The 22432-nt window shown below is 62.2% G+C and carries 8 protein-coding genes; 4 read left to right on the plus strand and 4 right to left on the minus strand.

Annotated elements, in window-relative coordinates; translation table 11 throughout:
- Position 1 precedes the first annotated feature (1 nt).
- A complete protein-coding gene (glpB, locus tag ACSMDR_RS18515; protein ID WP_436469201.1) occupies positions 2 to 1336 on the minus strand; it encodes a glycerol-3-phosphate dehydrogenase subunit GlpB in 1335 nt (444 codons plus the stop codon).
- A complete protein-coding gene (glpA, locus tag ACSMDR_RS18520; RefSeq protein WP_436469202.1) occupies positions 1333 to 3006 on the minus strand; it encodes an anaerobic glycerol-3-phosphate dehydrogenase subunit A in 1674 nt (557 codons plus the stop codon). The genes glpB and glpA overlap by 4 nt, the downstream gene beginning before the upstream one ends.
- 279 nt (positions 3007 to 3285) lie before the next feature.
- On the opposite strand from glpA, the gene ACSMDR_RS18525 reads away from it, so the two are divergent.
- Complete coding sequence (locus ACSMDR_RS18525) at positions 3286 to 16554, plus strand: retention module-containing protein (RefSeq protein WP_436469203.1); 13269 nt, start codon at positions 3286 to 3288, stop codon at positions 16552 to 16554.
- A gap of 64 nt (positions 16555 to 16618) precedes the next feature.
- Here ACSMDR_RS18525 and ACSMDR_RS18530 read toward each other — a convergent pair whose 3' ends face one another.
- Positions 16619 to 17083 carry a YchJ family protein gene (locus ACSMDR_RS18530; protein ID WP_436469204.1) on the minus strand — a complete coding sequence of 155 codons (465 nt, stop codon included), beginning with the start codon at positions 17081 to 17083 and terminating at the stop codon, positions 16619 to 16621.
- A gap of 173 nt (positions 17084 to 17256) precedes the next feature.
- Between ACSMDR_RS18530 and ACSMDR_RS18535 the strand changes: the two genes are divergently transcribed.
- The 3 genes from ACSMDR_RS18535 to ACSMDR_RS18545 are packed head-to-tail and all read left to right on the plus strand — an operon-like array spanning position 17257 to position 20773.
- Positions 17257 to 18477 carry an ROK family protein gene (locus ACSMDR_RS18535; RefSeq protein WP_436469205.1) on the plus strand — a complete coding sequence of 407 codons (1221 nt, stop codon included), beginning with the start codon at positions 17257 to 17259 and terminating at the stop codon, positions 18475 to 18477.
- 43 nt (positions 18478 to 18520) lie between these two features.
- Positions 18521 to 20107 carry an ATP-binding protein gene (locus tag ACSMDR_RS18540; RefSeq protein WP_005908342.1) on the plus strand — a complete coding sequence of 529 codons (1587 nt, stop codon included), beginning with the start codon at positions 18521 to 18523 and terminating at the stop codon, positions 20105 to 20107.
- Positions 20108 to 20773, plus strand: a complete 666-nt coding sequence (locus ACSMDR_RS18545) for a response regulator (protein WP_436469206.1) — start codon at positions 20108 to 20110, stop codon at positions 20771 to 20773.
- 129 nt (positions 20774 to 20902) lie between these two features.
- On the opposite strand, the gene ACSMDR_RS18550 is transcribed toward ACSMDR_RS18545, so the two are convergent.
- On the minus strand, positions 20903 to 22432 hold the full coding sequence (locus ACSMDR_RS18550) for a tripartite tricarboxylate transporter permease (protein WP_436469207.1): 1530 nt from the start codon (positions 22430 to 22432) through the stop codon (positions 20903 to 20905).

The following is a 22432-nucleotide window of genomic DNA, read 5'->3' on the forward strand; positions in this document are numbered from 1 at the left end:
ATTAGGCCTCCCGGGCGAGTGATGGGGTGGAGGGGGCGCCGGTCATCGAGTCCCGGGCTGCGGCCTTGGTGAGTATGTGACTGGCGGCTTGCCAGCCGGTGGCGACCGCCACCCCTGAACCTGAGCCTTCCGCAACAGGGTCATAGTGTGCCAGTACGCTGCCGGCACCATAGAGGTTGGTAAGCGCCTTGCCGCCGCGCAGTACTCGCAGCTGTTCATCCGTCTTGACCCCGAAGCCCATGAAGGGGTGGTGGTCGAACAGGCGGCGACCGGCCCAGTCATCGCGCTCGGCCAGGCTGAGCACGTCGGCATCGAAGATGGGCTCACTGATCCCCCCCAGACGCGAGACCAGGCCGCGACTGAAGAAGCTGCCACTGGCGAGCACGAAATCGTCGGCCTCAAAGAGTTGATCGGCGCCGTTCTGGCTATATACCCCAGTGACCTTGTTGCCGTCCAGGGTGGCGCCCAATACCCGCTCACTGATGAGGAAGGTGCCGCCAAGGGCCTGGAAGCGGCGCCTGAGCGCATCTTGCATCCGCATGCCGATGAGGGAGGGGGGCATGGTGGCGACTTCGCGAAGGGTGCACTGGGTGAGCTGCTCCAGCTCGGCGAGTCGAGGCCCCACCAGCCCCAGTGAGAGGCAGGCAGGCAGCACCAGATGACGACAGTCGGGGGCGTCGCTCTCGCGCAGCAGGCGGCGGATCTCCTCGGCAAGCGCGCTCAGCAGAGCTTGTCCCTCCTGACCTTGCTTGTCGAACAGGCGGGCGATGTCCGCCGAGCGAAACTCATGAGGATTACGGTTAAAGGTCGCGAGTTGGGGCAGGTTAATCTCGCCCGTCAGGATACGGCTCTGGGCCAGACGTGGATGCTGGGCCAGATTGGCCGCCGCCAGCGCCGGTTGAAAGTCGCGAAATCCTGCCAGGGTGGCCAGCAGCATGGTGGCCGGAGCTGGTGCTTCTCCCAGGCAGGCGCTGTTGCTAGGCGAGAGCCAGGTCGGCTTGAGGGTGCCGATGGGGGTGAGCCTCAGGTGGTTGTGCGACTCATGGAACAGCGGCAATCCCTGCTCGGCGCAGTGGCGCTGCAGATCGGCCAGGCTAGCCGCAATATGAGTGAGCCCGACCTTTTGATAAGGGTGGCGCGGGTGGGTGACCAGGAAGGCGGGCAGGGCGGCGAAGGGATCGCCCTGGCAATCGAGCAAGTCCACCGAGCCGGAGGAGAAATGCAGGGCGCTCTGGCCCGAGGCCATGATCAGCGTTTTCTGGCCCGCCTCGGCGAGGCGCAGCCCGGCGCACAGACCGGCCATGCCGCCGCCAATGATGATGGTATCGAATCTCATGGGGATACTCCTTCATGGCGCAGGGGGGTGGGGGAATCCTCTGGATCCTGCGGCGCTGTGATGTCGGTGGGGCCAGTCAAATTGCCAAGACCGAACAACCCCTCATAGATCCAGTGGGTGAATTCGGTTTCGCGCAGGGCATCCCCCCACAGCACGGGGCGTACCCCCTTGTAGCGCTCCTCCAGGAAGTCGCGCAGCATGGCGCAGGCCTCGCGGCCATCGGCCTTGCCATATTCGTGCATCAGACCGGCGGCGCGATAGGCACACAGCTCACCCTGGCAGGGGCCCATGCCGAGCCGGGTGCGGCGGCGCAGATCCACCAGGTTGTCCACGTCCAGCTCGCGCAGGGCATATTCAATCTCACCGGCGGTCACCATCTCGCACTCGCAGATGAGGGCGTTGGCCTTGGGGTTGTCTCGAAAGAAGGCGATGACCCGTTCCCCGTGGCGTGACTCGGCGGATCCTTGCGCTGGCGCCGACAGACCAAAGGTCTGAGTGGGCACGGGATCCCGGGAGCCTGGCAGGGCTTGCAGGGCCGTACGACAGCCCTTGTCGTTGCCAAGCTTGCTGGCAACCAGATCCGTGGCCATTTCAGCCATCAGCCGGTAGGTCATCAGTTTGCCGCCGGTGATGGTGATGAACCCTTCCAGACCATCCCGGCTGGCATGATCGAGCAGCACTATGCCGCGGCTGATGTTGCGGCCCGACTCGTCGCCATCCACCGCGACCAGGGGGCGCACGCCCGCATAGGCACGCAGCAAGCGGGTCTGGGCCATGGCGGGGGCCAGTTTGATGCCCTCACGCAGCAGCACCTCGACCTCCTCGGGTTCGACGCGAAGCTGGTCAATCTTGTCATAGTCGATGCGACTGGAGGTGGTGCCAATGAGGGAGATGGTATCCCCGGGCACCAGAATGTCTGCGTCCGCCGGCTTGCGAGCACGATTGAGCACCAGCTGGTTGAGGCGGTAATCCATGATGAGTAGCGAGCCCTTGGCCGGAAACATGCGGATGCCAAGCTCGGCATATTCACAGATCTGCTGGCCCCAGATGCCAGCGGCGTTGATCACCTGCTCGGCTTCTATCTCGAACCCTTCGCCGGTGCGCAGGTTGATGGCCCTGACCCCATGCACTCGGTCTTGCTGGCGCAACAGCCCCACGACTTTGCAGTGGGTAAATATCCGGGCCCCATGCTCCTTGGCATCGAGCACGTTGGCGGTGGCGAGGCGGAAGGGATCTATGGTGCCATCCGGTACTTGTATGGCACCAATCAAGGCTGGATTGACATTGGGTTCGAGGCGCAGCGCCTCTCTGGGCTCGAGCTGGTGGGTCGGGATACCCGCAAGGGCACAGGCTTGCATGAAGGGATCCTGGAAGCCGATGTCGTCCTCGGGCAGCGTCACGAAGAGGCCGCCGGTGTCATCGACACAGTGGCTGGCGATACGCTTGAGGATGCGATTCTCCTGAATACACTCCCGGGCAGATTCGGGATCCGTCAGGGCATAACGGGCACCGGAATGGAGCAAGCCATGGTTGCGTCCCGTGGTGCCGGCGGCAATGTCGTCGCGCTCAAGCAGGATGCAATCTATGCCGCGCAAGGCACAATCGCGCATGATGCCGGCGCCGGTTGCCCCCCCTCCAATGATGACCACCCTGGTCGTGACTCTGTTCATCTTGCTGACTCTCATCCTCTGTCGAATGGGAACAGTGTGGTGTGGATTAGCGTGAAAATGTTTGATTTAGACCAAATTAATGTTCGTTTTCGAAAGTTTCGGCGTGGGGAATGCGCAATTTGAGGGGGCGGTCACAAGGTATCCATGGCAATGGCATTGATTTATCATGGTGAGACTACATGAAGAGGTGCTTGACTCAATGAGAGTTGGGTGCGCGTTCTGGCGCTGTATCGGGCAGAACTGGCAAATAAGTGAGGGGACAGTATGGAAGGTAATCGAATGGATACTCCGACTCAGGTCAAGCAGGTTCAAGGAGAGGTGTTCATTATCGATCAGGATGGTTCTGTCTCCCAGATGCCGCCCGAGGGGCAGATAGCCGCCGGTCAGGTCATGCTGACCGGCCGCAATGGCCAGGCCGTGATAGGCGCCGATGGTCAGGCTGTGCAGGTGGGGCCAGATTGTGCCACCTGCAGCGATGAGCAGGGCAGCTGGGTGTCGAGCCCGCATACCCTGGCCCTCAATGGCAAGCCTGACAAAGAGCCGACCAACCTGGATCTCGAGGCGCTGCAACAAGCCATCCGCGCCGGGGCCGACCCGACCGCCGTCTTTGCCGAAACCGCCGCAGGTCCTGCCGCAACGGCAGGGGGCGGCGTGGTCGGCGCCGGTTCGAGCGCCGCTGGTTTCATCGTCGTAGACCGTACCAATGACGCCACCTTGGCCGAGGCCGGGTTTGACACTGGCCACCAGGCTGCCCTCGCTCAGCCCCGTGGCCCCCTGGGTGGCGACTATGTCGATACCTATGCCGCCATCACCGTCTTCGAACCCCAGACCCGCGACAACATCATCAATGCCGACGAGGTGACACAGCTCATCATCCGTGGCCAGGTCGAGGACGTGGAGGTGGGGCAACCCGTCACCGTCACCCTGACCGACAGTGCAGGCAACAGCCTGACGGTGATCACGGTGGTGTTGCCCGGCAATCAGTGGGCCGCCGATTTTGGCGATGTGACCGGCAAGCTGGTCGATGGTCCCCTCACCATTCATGCCCATACCGTCGATCTGTTTGGCAACGAGGCGGTCGACGATGGCTTGACCCTGCTCGATACCATTACCACCATCACGCTCGACTTGGCCGATGAGAGCGACTCGGGTGCCAGCCAGACGGACGATCTGACCCACGACACCCGCCCCTTGCTGCAAGGCAAGGGTGAGCCGGGCGCCACCGTCACGCTGACCCTGGGCAATCAGGTGCTGGCGGTACTCACCGTCGATGGCGCCGGCAACTGGCAGTTCCCTATTCCCCAGACCCTGGCCGACGGCAGTTATGACTTCAAGGTCGATTCGGTCGATATCGCCGGTAACAAGGCGAGCGATACCCTGACGGTCACCGTCGACACCCAGGCTGGCATCGACATCGACGATCTGGATGCCGGTCAGCTCTGGGGTAGCAATAACGCAACCCTCAGCGGCACTGTGACGCAGGTCGAGCCGGGTCAGATCGTCTCTATCAGCCTGAACGGCGCCGGTCAGCCGGTGTTCAATGTGCAAGCGACGGTCGGGGCCGATGGCCGCTGGCAGGTAGACGGCCTGGATCTTTCCGGTTTCAAGGGCCCCATCGCCATCAAGGCCACAGTGACGGACTTGGCTGGCAATCTGGTGAGTGATGGTGTGCCGCTGGTCGGCCAGAGTGACACTTTGGTGCTCTTTGAAGCAGATCTCGCCAATGGACCCATCAGCCAGATCGGTCAGCTCAACACCGGCGCGGGGGTCGATGGCGGCCTCAAGGTGACGCTGGCGGCAGATCAATCCGCCCTCGAATCCCTTCATCTCACCAGCCATGGCGCCTTGTTGACCTATCAGCTGGGCAGCCAGGGGCTGGTGGCCAGCGCCAATGGTCAGCCGGTGTTCACCCTGGCGGTCAACAACAATGGCACCTATACCCTGATCTGGCAGCAGAGCCTCGACCATGGCCAGGACAAGCTGGTATTGCCCTTTGCACTGGAATATCGCGACAGCGATGGCGATCTGGTTGAGGCTCCGCTGCACATAGCGCTGCTCGATAGCACCCCTCCCGATTTCCAGGTACCCGCCCTCACCCTGACCGAAGACGCCTTCCAGGAGGCGAGTGCCGTGGTGGGCATCGCCCAGTTCGAGGTCAAGCATGGTGCTGACCCCATACTCGCCAATACGCTGACCTTCGTCGAACAAACCGGAGTGCTGGCTGGCCTGCAAGGCCAATACAGCAGCGATGGCCATCCTCTGACCTTTGAGTTTGTCGATGACTTGACCCTGAGTGGCTACTACCTGGACGGCAATGGTCAGCGGGTCGAGGTGCTGCAAGCCAAGCTCAGCGCCAGCCAGAACGGTGATGACGTCAAAGGGGAGGTCAGCGTCAGTCTGACTGGCCCGCTCGATCACCAGGGCTCGGATGCCCTGACCCTGGGGCTGAAGGTCGGCGCCGTCGAGATTGATGGCGATGCCACCTCGCCCGCAGAGCTGCAGATCACCATTCAGGATGGTCGGGATCCGGCCCTTGGCATCGACACCGGCATCAGCCTGCAGGAAGGGGTCTCTGGCCAGAGCCTGGATGGCCAGCTGCCGGTCAATGTGGGCAGCGATCGCCTGGTCTCTCTCAACTTCGAGGCAAACCAGCCCGCCCTGGATGGTCTCACCAGTGGCGGCAAGCCGACCAGCTATCAGGTCAACGGCAATGTCATCACCCTGCTGGATGCCGGCGGCAAGACGGTGCTGACCGTGACCCTGGACCTGGACGGCAAGTACCATGTGACGCTCGATGGCGTACTGGATCAACCTGTGGGCACCAACAGCGTCAACCTGGGGCTGCAGGTGCAGGGCAGCGATTTTGACGGCGATCAGAGCAACCTTGGCACCCTCAATATCCAGATCACCGACGGCGTGCTGCCCCAGGTCGACCCCGTCTCCCTGACCCTGATGGAGGACAGCGACTGGAGCGCGGCCCAGACTCTCTCCGGTGATCTCAATATCACCGCCGGCAGCGATCCCCTTGCCAGTATCAGCTTCGATGCCAGCCAGCCGGGCCTGCAGGGGCTTACCAGCGGCGGCCAGCCCGTTGTCATCAGCATCAGCGGCAACAGCATCAGCGGCGCCGTCAACGGCCAGAATGTGTTCACGTTGACCCTTGTTTCGGATCAAACAGGGCAGCAGGGTCACTACGTCTTCACCCTGAACCAGCCGCTGGATCAGGGCAGTGCGGACCGCCTGCTCAAGGCGGGCTTCACCTTGACTGATTCGGATGGTGACACCGTCTCCTCCACCCTGAGCGTTGCCATCGGCGATGGGGCCAACCCGGTGATCAGCGCCGTGACCGGCACCAGCCTGACCGAGGCCAACCAGGGCGGCGCCGCCGTGGTGGGCAATATGAGCTTCACCGTGAACCACGGTGCTGATGCCCTGGCCCCCGACAGCCTCAGGTTCGATATCAACGCCATCCAGCAGAGCCTGGACGGTAAATACAGCAGCCACGGCAGCCCGGTGACCTTTACCCTGGACGTTAATGGGGATCTGGTGGGCACCAGCGCGGACGGCCGCGAGGTGCTGCGCGCCGAGCTGGATCTGGTGGACAACAACGGTAACTGGAGCGTCACTACCAAGGTAACCTTGGGCGGTGAGCTGGATCATCAGGGCAGCGAGTCCCTCGACCTGCCCCTGGCCATCACCCTCACGGACAAAGACGGGGACAGGGTCTCGACCCAGTTGCCGCTCACCATCAAGGACGGCAATGCGCCGGGCTTCGTAGCGGGCAGCGGGGTAGACTTGAACGAGAGCAGCCTCGATGGCAGCAACAGTCTGACGGAAACGGGACACTTTACCCTGGAGGCGGGGTCGGATCGGGTGAGCCAGGTCTCGTTCGCCGATCCGGCTTCCCAGCCCCCCTTGTTGGCCCTGGGTCAGCAGGTGCAATACGAACTGGTGGACGGGGATCCCGCCATCCCGGGCAGCCAGATCCTCAAGGGCTATGTGGAGGTGGGTGGCCAGCGCATCGAAGTGCTCCAGGTGGAGCTGGTTGGCTCGCTCGACAACACCGCCAGCAACAGGTTTGACTACAAGGTGACCCTGTTCGAAGGGGTGCACCAGAGCGGCGGTGACGGCTCGACCAGCCTGCCCCTCAAGCTCGACATCATCGACAGTGACAAGGGGGGTGGCAACAACGACAGCACCACTGGCACCCTGGACATCACCATCAGCGAGGGGGTCAGGCCCATTGTCAACGGGGTGACCGTCGACAGCGTGACCTTGGGGGAGGGACGTTTCGATGGCGCAGCCAGTGGCGCGACCGCCGACGATCAGCTCATCTCGGGCAAGGTGACGGTACAGGCCTACTCGGACCCCATCGTCGATGTACGCCTGGTCTTGAGCGGTCAGGTCATGGACGTCAACGGCAATCCCGTCACTCACAATGGCGAGGCCCTCACCTGGCAAGCCGTGCCGGGTAGCAACGGCCATTCCTTCCAGGCCCTGACCGCGAGCGGCACCCTGGTGCTGAGCGTGACCCTGCCCAATGTGCCCGATAGCGTCGCGGCGCACACCAAGGTGGATTTCGATTATCAGGTGGTGACTCACACCAATCTGGACCACGGTGCGAACGACAGGCTCGACATCCGTGTCGGCATGCAGGTGACGGACAGCGATGGCACCGTCAGCAAAGGTGATACCGTCATTCATGTCACCGATGCCGCCGATCCCCAGCTTGGCATCGACACCGGCATCAGCCTTCAGGAAGGGGCCTCGGGCCAGACCCTGGACGGCCAGTTGCCGGTGAATGTGGGCAGCGATCGCCTGGTCTCCCTGAACTTCGAGGCAAGCCAGCCCGCCCTGGATAATCTGACCAGTGGCGGCAAGCCGACCAGCTATCAGGTCAACGGCAACGTCATCACCCTGCTGGATGCCAGCGGCAAGACCATTCTGACCGTGACCCTGGGGCTGGACGGCAAGTACCATGTGATGCTCGATAGCGTGCTGGATCAACCGGTCAACAGCAACAGCGTCAACCTGGGGCTGCAGGTGCAGGGCACCGACTTTGACGGCGACCAGAGCAACCTTGGCACCCTCAATATCGCCATCACCGATGGCGCCCTGCCGAGCGTGGACGCCGTCTCCCTGACCCTGGTGGAAGACAGCGACTGGAGCGCGGCTCAGACCCTGTCCGGTGATCTGAATATCACCGCCGGCAGCGATCCCCTTGCCAGTATCAGCTTCGATGCCAGCCAGCCGGGCCTGCAGGGGCTCACCAGCGGTGGTGCGCCTGTGGTCATCAGCATCAGCGGCAACAGCATCAGTGGCGCCGTCAACGGCCAGAATGTCTTTACCCTCACGCTAGATCAGAGAGGTCACTACGTCTTCACCCTGAACCAGCCGCTGGATCAGGGCAGTGCGGACCGCCTGCTCAAGGCGGGCTTCACCCTCACAGACAGTGATGGTGACACCGTCTCCTCCACCTTGAGCGTCGCCATCGGCGATGGGGCCAATCCGGTGATCAGCGCCGTGACCGGCACCAGCCTGACCGAGGCCAACCAGGGCGATGGCGCCGTGGTGGGCAATATGAGCTTCACCGTGAACCACGGTGCTGATGCCCTGGCCCCCGACAGCCTCAGGTTCGATATCAACGCCATCCAGCAGAGCCTGGACGGTAAATACAGCAGCCACGGCAGCCCGGTGACCTTTACCCTGGACGTTAATGGGGATCTGGTGGGCACCAGCGCGGACGGCCGCGAGGTGCTGCGCGCCGAGCTGGATCTGGTGGACAACAACGGCAACTGGAGCGTCACCGCCAAGGTGACCTTGAGCGGCGAGCTGGATCACCAGGGCAGCGAGTCCCTCGACCTGCCCCTGGCCATCACCCTCACGGACAAAGACGGGGACAGGGTCTCGACCCAGTTGCCGCTGACCATCAAGGACGGCAATGCGCCGGGCTTCGTGGCGGGCAGCGGGGTGAGCCTGGACGAGGGCAACCTCGATGGCAGCAGCCCCCTGACCGGCACGGGTCACTTCACCGTGGACGCAGGCTCGGATCGGGTGAGCGAGGTATCGTTCGCCGATATCGCGGAGCAGCCGGCCCTGACCGCCCTGGGCCAGAGCGTGAAATACGAACTGGTGGATGGCGATGCCAGCATCCCGGGTAACCAGATCCTCAAGGGCTATGTGGAAGTGAACGGGGTGCGGGTCGAGGTGCTGCAGGTGGAGATCAGCGGCAAGCTCGACAACGCCGCCAGCAACGATTTTGACTACAAGGTGACCCTGTTTGAGGGAGTACACCAGAGCAATGGCAGCAGCACAGAGCTGCCGTTCAAGGTCAACGTCGTCGACAGCGACAAGGGGGCTGGCAACAACGACACCACCTCGGGCACCCTCAACATTAGCGTTGCGGAAGGGGACAAACCGACCCTCAGCCTCACCGGGGTGACCCTGAATGAAGGGCGCTTCGATGGGGCTGGCAGCAACCAGACGGCGGACGACCAGCAGGCCACCGGCACCCTGACCATCACCGCGGATTCCGACCCCGTGGTGGACGTGCGCCTGACCCTCTCCGGTCAGGTTGTGGATGCGAGCGGCAAGGCCATCACCCACAATGGCGAGACCCTGACCTGGCAGGAGGTGCCGGGCAGCAACGGCCATTCCTTCCAGGCCCTGACCGCGAGCGGCACCCTGGTGCTGAGCGTGACCCTGCCGAACGTGCCAGGCAGCATAGCGGCCCACAGCTCGGCTACCCTGGATTACCAGGTGACGGTGCATACCAACCTGGATCACGGCGCCGACGACAAGCTCAACCTGACCCTGCCGGTCCAGGTGACCGACAGCGATGGCTCTGTGATCACCGGCAACACCACGGCGGTGATCACCGACGCCGCCGACCCCGTGATCAGCTCCATCGGGAGTGTCACCGTCAAGGAGTCGGATCTCGATGGCGGCACTGGCCAGCACGGGGGCACCAGCCCTGCGGGTACAGGGGAGAAAGCCACAGGGCAGGTGGTCATCGATGCGGGTAGCGACAAGGTGGTGGCCCTGCAACTGGATGTGGCCCGCTTCAACGCCCTCAACCAGCTCAGCTCCGGGGGAAAAGTGGTGAGCGTCAGCGCCGACAGCCAGCCGGGGGTCTATCTTGGCAAGGACAGCGGGGGCAAGCTCATCTTCAAGTTGACCCTGGAAGCTTCCGGGCGATATATCTTCGAGCTGACCGGCAACCTGGATCACAGTGCCCAGGGCAAGGACCTGCTGGATATCCAGCTGCCGTTGCAGGCCCTGGACCATGATGGCGATCTCAGCGCCGAGGTGATAGGTCACGTCAGCGTGCAGGACGATGTGCCCGTCGCGGTCGATGCCGGCAAGGTCCTGAACCAGGGGGCGAAAGTGAGCGGCGATCTGCTGGCCACCGCCAGCGAGGGTGCCGACGATGCGGTGATAAAATCGGTGACCATCAATGGCGTCGAGCACCCGATTGCGGCCACCGGCAATAGCTCCCTGGCCGTGACAGACAGCAGCGGGCAGACCATAGGCACCCTGGTGATCAACGCCGAGGGGAATTACAGCTTCACCGCCCGGGCGGATATAGATCACAGCAACACGACGCTGGTGCAGAAGGTCGACTTCCACCTGGTGGACGGGGATGGCGATACCGATGATGGCGTGTTGACCCTGACTATAAGGGATGAGGCGGGTAAACTCGTCGTCGAAGCCGTGCCGGGGAAAGAAGATGCTGGTGCGACAGATCCAGGCCTGGGGATCCCCATCACCATGACCCTGGATGTCGGCGACTTTGATCGGGGCGAGCATGTAGAGACTTTGCTGATCCAGGCGCCGGCCAATGCCCATGGCACCTTCTATTTCAACGGGGTGGCGCTGACCACCCTCACCCTGGGTGGCAAGACCTGGTATCAGGTGCCGCCTGCTGCCATGGTGAGCAGCGACAACGAGCATTATCAGACCCAGGGGCTCACCTTTGTGCCTGCCCATGATTATTCGAGCTACACGGATGCGGGCAAGCCGCTCTCCTTCCCGGTGCAGTTGCAGGTAGGGGTCACAGATGGCGGCAGCAAGCCGCCACTCCTGACGGGCAACCTCGCCATCACGGTGGAGGGCATAGCCGATAAGCCGGTGTGGATCGCTGGCAATACCGATCAGCACTACAGCCTCAATGAAGATGCCAGCGGCATTGCGCTCAATGTACAAGCCAGCCTCACCGATACCGATGGCTCCGAGACCCTGAGCTATCAGCTCAAGTGGGAGTCTGGCTTGGGCAGTCTGACCCTGAACGGCAAACTGCTTCAGCCAGATGGCAGCGGTCTCTACACGGTGGCGGCGGGTGACATCAACAAGGTGACTGTGGTGCCCGGCAAGGACTACAGCGGTGACATCAAACTGACCATTACCCCGATCAGTACCGAGAAGGCGCCTGTGGTGACGGGTCAGGACAAGGCGGTTGGCGACCCCATCGAACTGGTGATCAACGTCAATCCCCTGGCCGATGATGCCAAGCTCACCATCCGCGATATCCAGGGCAAGGAAGACACCCTGCTCGACCTGGGCGGCAAGATAAGCCTGGCGGGACTGGCCGACAACAGCGATGGCTCCGAGCTGCTGTTCGTGCGTATCGAAGGCTTGCCCGCCGGTGCCACCCTGCTGCTCGGCGGCGTGGTGGTGGCTCAGGATGCCAAGGGTTACTACGAGGTGCCCTATGACCAGATAGCCAACCTCAAGCTGCAACCTGCGCCAGAGAGCAACGTCGATTTCAATCTCGTCATCACCGGGGTGGTGAAAGATACCGCCAGCCTGACCGATGCCAATGGCAATGTCAGCTCAGTGGTCAGCGAGACGGTCACGGCGAGCCAGACCTTGCATGTGGATCTGGTCGGTGTGGTCGATACGCCCCTGCTGGATCTCAATACCAGCCAGTGGCAGCCCGCAAGCGATCAGGGTTTCCAGATCACCATCAAGGAAGACGGTACCGCGCCCCTGGACTTCAAGCTCATATCGGGGGAGATCCCCAATGCGCCGACTGATACCTCAGAGACCCTCAATCTGGTGCTCTATGGCCTGCCGGACGGGGCTCTGGTGCTAGACGGCCAGGGCAACCCGCTCAGCCTGACTTATGCCGGGCTCGATGTCAGCGGCCAGCCCATCTATCAGGTGGACATTGGCAGTTTGGGCAATATCCAGATCAAGCCGCCCCTCAACAGCACCCAAGACATCAACCTGATCGGCCGGGTGGTGGTGACCGAGAATGACGGGGAGAGTAAAACCTTTGAGACGCCGCTGCATATCCGGGTCGAACCCCTGGTGGATGCGGGAGATTACAGTCGTACCAGCCATGGGCTGGAAGATGAGTTCACCGTCCTCGACTGGCAGCCTCACTTGAGCGATGGGGCCGAGAAAGTCACGGCCCTGACCCTGACCGGGATTGAGCCGGGTTACGAGATCTGGGTCAAAGATAGCAGTGGTACTCACCAGCTCATCCCAAACGCAGGGTCGGTCAGCCTGAGCGATACCGACCTGCAAAGCCTGTTAAATGGCGGTCAGCTGCTGGTCAAGGCACCGGAAGACTCCGACAGGGACACCGTCATCCATAGCAAGGTGACCATCACTCAGCAGGATGTGGACTCGAGTGCCATCGATGTCAAGGTGATCGACGGTACCCTGAATGTGGATATCCAGGCGGTGGTCGAGCCGGATGGCAAGTTGCAGATAGACGATCCTTTCTTGCTGGGCTTTGATGATCAGGACATAGACCTGAGCCAGGCGTTCAGCTTCCAGGACCTGGACCCGAGCTCGGTAGAAGCCATCGATTATGTGGTCATCAGCGGCTTGCCTGACGGTTTCTCCGTGGTCGGCGGCATCAATGACGGCAAGGGCAACTGGACGGTGCCCGCCGCCAATATGGGAGCCTATGCCCTCAAGGCACCCGACAACTTCACCGGTCTGGTCGAGTTCAACGTCAGTGCCCGCATTGTGGATCACAGTGATGATGGGGATCCTAGTGTGCCGGTTGAGCAGACCCTGTCGGTGACGGCCATCTTCCTCGACACTGTGGCCACCACGGACAAGGCGGCCCTGATCACCTTCAATCCGGTGCCTGTCACCGGGGTTGAGGATCATCGAGTCGACCTTGGCAGCCAGCTCAAATCGCAGATAACCATCGCAAGCCAGGACAGTGCCAACGACGAGGTAAGCATCGTCATCAGCGGGTTGCCCGCCGGCGTCAGCCTGCAGGGGCTCAACTATGACTTCGTCAACGGCCAATATCTGATCAAGCTGCCGACCAGTCTCAATGGTCTGGAGAATCTGACCCTGGGGTTGCCGACCGATTTCGCCGGCAAGCTGACGCTCGATGTGCGGGTGGTCAACACGGATGTCACCAGTGGTGACAACCAGCTTGTCGAGCAGACCGTCAGCCTGGAAATACTGCCCGAAGTCGATGTCAATGGCGGTGCCGATGGCCAGCCGACCCTGTCCCTCAGCATCAAGGACATCAACGGTGATGGCCAGCCGGACAATCTGGAAGATACCCGGATCCACCTCAATATGGACGTCAAGCTGGCCGACATCAGCCCAAGCGTGGCGGGGGGCGGGCTTGAAAGGGTGCAATCTGCCACCGTCACGGTCGATCCTCGCTTCGGCCATTTCCTCGATGGGGCAGGCAACCCGGTCAACACCTTGACGGTCACTGATCCGGCGGCGCTCAAGGATCTGGTGTTCGCACCCAAAGAGAACTTCAGCGGCACTGTCCCCGTTGCCGTCACCCTGCATATCCAGGATGAGGCGAGCACAGGGACTGCGACAGCCGACTGGCAGGCTAATCTGGCCTTCGAGGTCAAGCCGGTCAATGACCCGGCCACCTTGACGGTGCAGACCATGACGGGGGATGAGGATGGCAAGGTCGGCCTGGGTGGTCTCTCGGCTCAACTGGTCGATACCGATGGCTCCGAGAAGATAGTGGCGCTGCAGATCAAGGGGGTGCCGGATGGCTTCACCCTGTCGGCGCCCGCCTCCAACAATGGCAATGGGGTATGGCAGGTGCCGGTCGGTACCAATATGGCCAACCTCAAGCTGATACCGCCAGCCGACTTCAGCGGCAGCCTGGATCTCACCTTCAGCGCCTTCACGCTGGACAAGGGGCTCACCATTCCCCTTGAGACCAGTGCCGGTTTCACCGTCACCATCAATCCGGTCGGCGATGTCATCATTGCCGACATCCAGGGCCAGGCTAGTGGCACCGAAGGGGATGTGATCACCTTGAGTCTGGGGCTGGAGACCCGGGATACCCAGGCGACCGGCGGCAGTGCGGCCAATGTGCATGAGCAGGGCCCCGAGCAGTTGAGGGTCACCATCGACGGCGTGCCCGATGGCGCCGAGATCCGTCTGCCGAGCGGGGTGACCGGCACTGTGGTGGATCTGGGGGGCGGCCGCTGGCAGGTCACCACGGATGGCGGCAAGCTCGATGCCGTCGAGCTGGTGACCCATGATGCCAACGGCATGCTGGATCTCAAGGTGACGGCCCAGAGCCTGGACAATGGTGCCCTGGGCCCCGAGGTCAATGGCAATATTCAGGTGGACGTGAGCGCCGTCAACGATGCCCCCGTCAACCTGCTGCCCGTGGACCCCCAGGTGGCGCAGGAGGACAAACCCTTCACCATTCAGGGTCTGCAGGTCAAGGATGTGGATGCAGGCAGTGGCAACATCGAGGTGCGCCTCTCGGTGGCGCATGGCTCCCTGACGGTGCTCAATGCAGCCGGGGTCACAGTGACGGGCGATGGCACAGGCAGCCTGCTGCTCAGCGGTTCCCTGGTGCAGATCAATGCCTTGCTCAGTGGCGGCATCGACTATCTGGGCAACAGCAATTTCAATGGCAGCGATGCCCTGACCATGGTGACCAATGACCTTGGCAACACCGGCAGTGGCGGGGCCCTGAGCGATACCGATGTGCTGCCCATAGAGATACAGCCGGTCAACGATGACCCCGTCAATATTCTGCCCCCGGCCCAGGTGGCTCAGGAGGAGAGCATCCATCTTATCCAGGGCTTGCAGGTGCAGGATGTGGACGCCGAGGGCAAGGATATCCGCGTCACCCTGAGCGTGGGCAACGGCAGTCTGACAGTGGTTGATAGCGCAGGCGTCAGCGTGACGGGGGATGGCAGTGGCAGTGTGACGCTGCTCGGTTCCCAGGATGCGATCAATGCTCTGTTGGGGCGCGGCATCCACTATCTGGGGGATGCCAACTTCAATGGCAGCGATCAGCTGACCATGGTAACCAACGATCTGGGCAACACTGGCAGCGGTGGCGGTCAGGATGTCAGCAGTACCCTGGACATCGCCGTGCAACCGGTCAACGACGCGCCTGAGCTGACCTTGCCTGGCAGCGGCTTGAGCCTGGGTGAGGATGGCGACATCATACTGAGCGGCATCAGCGTCAAGGATGTGGATGCCGGTACGGCACCGATGCAGGTGACCCTCAAGGTTGAACATGGTCTCCTGGTCGCAGCCGCTGGTGCCGGAGTCACAGTGCTTGGCAGCAACAGCAATAGCCTGATCCTGACCGGTGCTCAGGATGCCCTCAACGCCTTCCTGGCTGGCGCAGTCCACTATCAGCCGAGTCCGGACTACTGGGGGGATGACAACCTGAGTCTGGTTATCTCGGATCTCGGCAGCACGGGCTCCGGCGGCGCTCTGGAGGATAGCGGCCAGCTCGGCATCAATGTGGCCGCCCAGGCCGATATGCCCAATTTGCAGCTGGACAGTCATGGGGTGACAGCCCTGGTCGGTGGCTGGGTTCCCCTCAGCCTGAGTGCCTGGGTTGCCAACCCTGAACCGGGTGAGTTAAGCATCAGGCTGAGTGGTCTGGATGGCGCTCAGGTGCTGGATCAAGATGGTCGGCAGGTGGGGCAGGATCTGGGTAATGGCGACTGGTTGCTGCCAGGAGACAGCAACTTGCCGCTGTTCCTGGATGGCTTTGGTGTGGGCAGCCACAACGTTTCGGTACAGGCCGAGTCCAGTTCGGGGGGCAGTGTCATCAGCTCAACCCCGGACACTCTGGAAGTTCACACTGTGGCGGGCAACGAACTCCATGGCAGCGGCGGGGATGACCATCTGGTCGGCAGCCAGGGTGATGACATCCTCTATGGCGGTGCCGGCAGTGACATTCTCACCGGGGGGCTGGGCAGCGATACCTTTGCCTGGACCTTGCCGGATGCGGGTTCGGCCAGCCAGCCTGCGGTCGATACCATCACCGACTTCAACCTGCAACAAGGGGACAGGCTGGATCTCAGCGACATGCTGGGCGGAGTCAGCGGCAGCGACATCAACAGCCTGCTCTCCCATATCCAGGTGTCGGTGACGGCAGGGGCCAACGGGGTGAGTGACTTGCATCTGGATATCTCTCCCGCCGGGGATGGGCAGATAACCCAGTCCATCGATGTCAAGAGTGTGGATCTCTCCAGCCTCAATATGGGAGGGGGCAGTCAGAGCGAGATACTCACCTCGCTCATCGATAACCAGCACCTCATCGTCGATCACCCTTGATGCAACAAGGCCGCCCTCGGGCGGCCTTGTCATTTCGGACTGGTGGGCAACCGCTGCCCTGTCCTCAGCCACAGCACTTCTTGTGTTTCTTGCCGCTGCCACAGGGGCAGGGGTCGTTGCGCCCGGGCAGAGGGCACGCGTCATGGGGAAACTGGACGCCCTCGGTATAGACCCAGCGCCTTGCCAGGCGCGTGAAGCGGGAGCGTTCATGCAGACAGTGGCGCTGCCCTGCATCGAGGAACCAGGCTTTGAACTCGACCTCGCCCTCTTCATCACCCGGGGTGCCATCTTGGGTGTTGACTATCTCGAGCCCGACCCAGCGGGTCTCCTGGCGGCCAAGCTCGGTCGCGGTCAGGTCCCCCAGAAAGTCCGGGTGCCAGCTCTGCACCAGATAGTCACCCAGCCCCAACACGAAGGCGCTGTAGCGCGAGCGCATCAGCTGTTCGCAGCTCGCGGCGGCTTGGCCCTGATGGAGGGGGGCGCAGCAGGTCTGGTAGGAGAGGGTGGAACCGCAAGGGCAAGGGGTCATGGTATAGGCCGTATCTGAATCAAATGTGCGGGGATTGTAGCCAAGCGAGGGGGCCACAGACCAGTACCGCAGCATAATCAGTGATCGGGGCCGGGGATCTGACAGTGCAGTTTGGGGATTGGCCGAGAATATGGAACAATTAACCATTGTTCGCCGTTTCGTTAAAAGACCCTATGAATGAGATCGTGAAAGGCAGTATCGATTTGATCCGGCAGCTCAACTATGGGCTGGTCTACGCCAGTCTGGAGGAGCACAAGGAGCTGTCACGCACCGATCTCTCCCGCCTGACTGGCCTCTCCCCTGCCAGCATCACCAAGATCACCCGGGAGCTGCTCGATGGCGGCCTGGTGGTGACCTGTGGCGAAAGTTCTGTCGGTCGGGGTCGGCGCCAGATCCTGCTGCGCATCAATGAGCGTCGCTTCCAGTTTCTCTCCATGCGCCTGGGCCGCGGCTATGTGGACATGGCCCTGTTCGATCTGGCGGGCCGCTCTCTGGCCCGCCATCGTCACCAATTCAGCGAAGCAGAACGGGGCGATCTGCTGGCCAGCCTCATCAAGGCGATAGAGAGTTTCTTGCCCAAGCGGGCCCTGCGTCTGGCCTGCATCGCCCTCTGCCTGCCGGGTCAGGTGGAGCGCCATTCCGGCATGGTACGTCACTTCCCCTTCTATGATCTGCGCAACTGGCCTCTGGGGCCGACCCTGCAGCAGGCATTCGCGGTGCCCGTGCTGGTCAGCGGCGATGTGCGTACCTGGATACAGGCTGAGCGCGAGTGGGGGGCTGCCAAGAATTGCGCAGATGCCGTGCTGGTGTTCGTTCACAACGACATCGGGGTGGGCATGGTGGTCAATGGCCAGCTGATGGAGAGCGAATCCGCCATGTTGGGGGATCTCAGTCACCTGCAGCTCGAGCCCTATGGCCAGCGCTGTTATTGCGGCGGTTTTGGCTGTGCCTGCACCCTAGTCACCAATCAGGCGCTGGAGGCCCAGTACCGTGAGCTGCGTGGGCGGATAGGTGGTACGGACTCCGATCTTCCCGAGAGCGTCACCATTCGCGAGCTGTGCGAGCTGGCATTGGCGGGCAATAGCCTGTGTCAGGACATATTGCATCAGGCGGCGGGCCGTCTCGCCCGGGTGCTCTCCAATCTCATCTGCCTGCTCAATCCGGGCAAGCTGCTGCTGGGTGGTGAGATCACCCGCGCCGATCGCCTGTTGTTCCCCATGCTGCATCAGGCCCTGGCGAGCCAGCTGCCGGCCGATTATCTGGTGCGACTGCAAATAGAGTCGACCCACTTCTACGAAGATCCCACCAAACCGACCTCGGTGCAGGTACACAAGGCGCTGCGCGATGGCAGCCTGTTGCTGGACCTGCTGCGGGGCGGTGGCAACGAGTCATGATGCTGAAGATGATGGCCGCAGGGGATGGAGCAGGGCACCTTTCATGAAACTGGGACTGCAGGGACGCTTTCTCCTTATTCTGTGTTGTATCAGCCTGTTGCAGCTTATCTTGCTCAGCACCGCCAGCTATTACTATGTCTCCGAGCAGCGTTATCGCGAGGTGGGGGAGCAGGCGCTGGACGTGGCCCAGCTGGTGGCGCGGGATAGCGCCGTGATAACCGGGGTGCGCCGGGCTGACACGGCTCGCCTCAACCTGCTGGTGGAGAAGATCCGCAGCGATGTGGGAGCCAGTTTCATCGTCATCGGCGATCGCAACGCCTTGCGGTTGGTACATCCGCAATCGGATCGTATCGGCAAGCCGATGGTGGGGGACGATCCGACCCGGGCGCTGGTCAATGGGGAGTCCTATATCTCCCATGCCAAGGGTTCCCTGGGGGTGTCGGTGCGCGGCAAGACACCAATCCATGACGAGCTGGGTCAGATCATCGGCGTGGTGTCGGTCGGTTATCTGGTGCGCGACATAGACGCGGATCTACGCGGTTTTCTGCGCTTTGGCCTCTTCATCACCCTGCTCATCGTGCTGCTCAACAGCCTGGCGGCAGGTTGGCTGGCGCGGCGCTATAAAAAAGCGATCTTCGGTTTTGAGCCCGAACAGATAGGCCGTCTCTATGCCGAGCTCGACTGTACCCTGCGCACCGTGCGCGAGGGGATACTCACCATCGATGGCGAGGGGCGGCTCACCTCCATCAACCCCAATGGCATCAAGTTGCTGCACCTCGATGAGCAGCAGGCCAGGGGAGCCATAGGCCGTCCCATCAATGATCTGCTGCCTGAGACTCGCATGTTGTCGCTCATTCATGATCCCAAGCCGCAATATGACGAGGAGATCTGGCTCAACGGCCAGCACCTGATCGTCAACCGTCTGCCCTTGGTGCGCGATGGCGAACTCATCGGGGCCGTATCGAGCTTCAGGCGCAAGGATGAGCTGGCCGAGCTGAGTGCCCAGCTCAGCCAGGTACAGGCCTACAGCGATCTGCTGCGGGTGCAGACCCACGAACACAATAATCAGCTGGGTACCATTGCCGGGCTTATCGAACTCGGTGCCCATGAGGAGGCGCTCGCCTTCATCGGCCGTGAGGCCGGCACGGAGCAGACCCTGCTCAGCTTCCTGATGACGGCGATCGCCAAGCCCAAAGTGGCAGGGCTGCTGCTTGGCAAGTATCACAGGGCCCATGAGCTGGGGCTCGAGCTTGTCGTCGAGCCCGATTCACGCCTGCATGATATTCCCGCCAGAGTGTCAGGTTCCCAGCTGGTGACCCTGCTTGGCAATCTCATCGACAACGCCTTCGAGGCGACCCGTCGCCAGGGGGCTCCCTATGCCCCGATCCGGGTCTCGATGACGGACCTTGGTCAGGATCTGATCCTGGAGGTCGAGGATGGGGCTGGCGGTGTGGCCCCCACGTTGCAGGATCGGCTATTTGAGCCCGGCGTCAGCAGCAAGACCGAGCGAGGTCATGGCATCGGCCTGGCACTGGTGCGCAAGACCCTGGATGCGCTGAAGGGTGACATCGTCATAGAAGCGACCGAACAGGGCAGTTGTTTTGTCTGTTACATTCCCAAGGATGTGTGAATGATCAAGGTATTGATAGTGGAGGATGACCCGGCCATCGCCGATATCCACCGCCGCTTCGTCGAGCGGCTGCCGGGCTTCGTCCTGTGCGGTCTGGCACTCACCTTAAGCGATGCCCGCGAGCAGATCACCGTGCTCAAACCCGATCTGGTGTTGCTCGATGTCTGGTTGCCCGATGGCGAGGGGCTGGGGCTGCTCAAGCAGCTGCGCCAGGAGGGGGCCGAGGTGGATGTTATCCTGCTCACTGCGGCGCGGGAAGCGGCTACCTTGCAGGAGGCGATGCGCCTCGGGGTCGTGGACTTCATCTTGAAGCCCGTAGTGTTCGAGCGGCTCAAGGGCACCCTGGAGAAATATCGGCAGAGCAGCCAGGCCCTGGCCAGCCTGGCCGATATCAGCCAGCAGGACGTGGACGCCCTGTTTGGTAGCACTGCCGGCAGTGCCAACCCGCTCACGCTGCCCAAAGGCATCGATGCCCTGACTCTGGAGCGGATCCTGAGCGCCCTGGCGGGCGAGGGGGCGAGCGCGGAAGAGATTGGTGCCAGGGTCGGGGTGAGCCGCACCACGGCGCGCCGTTACCTGGAGTTTCTGGTGGGCCAGCAGCTGGCATCCCCTGAGCTCGAATATGGTACCGTCGGACGTCCCGAGCGCCGCTATCGCCGCCGCTGAGCACAGATGCTACGGACAAAGAAAGAGCGCCTTGATGGCGCTCTTTTTATTACTGCTTGTTATCACTCTGGTTTATCAAGGTCTCTGCTCATTATGGGTAGGGTACTGAGGCGGCAGAGTGCCATCGATTCAGGAATGAGTCACAGGTTCACCCTTGGGTTCCTTGCGAGCCTGCCACCATTGCCAGAGCGGGATCATCAGCATAGTGATGGTGATGATCGTAAAGCCGAGGGTGATGGGGCGTTCCCACATAAAGCTCATGGAGCCATCGTTGATCACCAGGGCGCGGCGCAGGTTGTCTTCCAGCATGCCTCCCAGGATGAAGCCGAGCAGCATGGGGGCCATGGGGAAATTGAGCAGGCGCAGGCCGATGGCGATCAGCGCAACTAACGTCATCACATGGATGTCCATGGTGTTGAACGACACCAGATAGACCCCGGTCAGGGAGAAGAGCAGCACCATGGGGATCAATACCGGACGTGGTACTGCCAGTATCCTGGCCAGGTAAGGAATGAGTGGCAGGTTGAGGATCAAGAGCACCACATTGCCCAGATACATGGAGATGATCACCGACCAGAACACGTCCGGATGCTCCATGAACAGACGCGGACCCGGCTGGATTCCATAGGCGACTAGGGCACCCAGGATCAGGGCCGTGGTGCCCGAGCCCGGGATCCCCAGGGTCAACAAGGGCACGAAGGAGCCGGTGGAGGCGGCATTGTTGGCCGCTTCCGGGGCGGCCAGGCCGCGCAGGCTTCCCTTGCCGAACTGGTCCTGATGCTTCTTGCCAGCGATGTTGCGCTCTGCGCCATAGGCCATGAAGGCGGCGATGGTGGCGCCAGCCCCCGGCAAGACGCCGATGAGAAAGCCCAGCACGGACGAACGCATGATGGGGGGGGCGATTTCGCGCACCTCTTCCCGGCTCAACTTGAGGCTGCCGAGCTGCTTCATCTGCTTGGCCTCCTCCTCGCTGTTGTCCTTGCCGGGGCGCAGCACCGACATCAGGATCTCCGCCAGGGCGAAGGTGGCCATGGCCAGCAGCAGGAAGGAGAAACCGTCGCGCAAGTCCGGCAGCCCGAAGGTGAAGCGGTCCACCCCGACGCTGCGGTCTATGCCGATGGTGGAGATCATGATGCCAAACAGCGCCATGATGAGGGCCTTGAGCACCTGACCCTTGCCGGCGAACGCCGCCACGGCCGAGAGGCCCAGTACCATGAGCGCAAAGTAGTCCGCCGACTGGAAGGAGAGGGAGACCCTGGCGAGCAGCGGGGCCGCCACCATCAGCATGATGGCGGACAGGGTGCCGCCGGTGAAGGAGGCGTAGGCGGCGATGGCCAGGGCCTTGCCCGCCTGGCCCTTGCAGGCCAGGGGGTAGCCGTCAAAGGCGGTCACCACGGTTGCCGAGCAACCGGGGGCGTTGATCAGGATGGACGAGGTAGATCCCCCGAAGATGGCGCCGTAATAGACCCCGGCCATCAAGATGATGCCGGAGGAGGGATCCAGGCCATAGGTGATGGGGATCATCAGGGCGATGGCGGTGACCGGACCCAGGCCCGGCAGCATGCCGATGAAGGTGCCGACGAAGCAGCCGAGCACCACCATCATCAGGTTGACTGGCAGCAGTGCTGTGCCGAGTCCTTGCAAGATTCCGTCTAACAT

The sequence above is a fragment of the Aeromonas molluscorum genome (assembly GCF_051376105.1).
GTDB lineage: Bacteria > Pseudomonadota > Gammaproteobacteria > Enterobacterales > Aeromonadaceae > Aeromonas > Aeromonas molluscorum.